This window comes from Aeromonas sp. Prich7-2, from assembly GCF_017939255.1.
GTDB lineage: Bacteria > Pseudomonadota > Gammaproteobacteria > Enterobacterales > Aeromonadaceae > Aeromonas > Aeromonas caviae.
Map to the genome: position 1 here is coordinate 1 of NZ_JAGKRI010000192.1, position 350 is coordinate 350.

1 rRNA gene is annotated in these 350 nt (G+C 45.7%); it reads left to right on the forward strand.

The window, feature by feature from the left end:
• Positions 1 to 185: 185 nt before the first annotated feature.
• Positions 186 to 350 (forward strand): 23S ribosomal RNA (locus J9892_RS20520); the annotation flags it as partial.

A 350-nucleotide genomic window follows, 5' to 3' on the forward strand; every position in this document is an offset into this window, starting at 1 on the left:
TTTTCTTCGGCCTTGCGCCGTTGCAAACATGCTCTTTAACAATCTGGAAAGCTGATTTAAAAAGTAGTTCTCAAACATTTGTTACAAGTGCTTTGGAAACTTCTTGGCGAAAACCAAATTTTATTTGGTCCTTGTTGTACAGCAACAAGCCGTGCCGGTTTCACCGACACTTCTTGGGGTTGTATGGTTAAGTGACTAAGCGTGCATGGTGGATGCCTTGGCAGTCAGAGGCGATGAAGGACGTACTAACCTGCGATAAGCCGTGAGCAGTCGGTAAGAGACATTACGACTCACGGATTTCCGAATGGGGAAACCCACTTAGCATAAGCTAGGTATCGCTGCGTGAATAC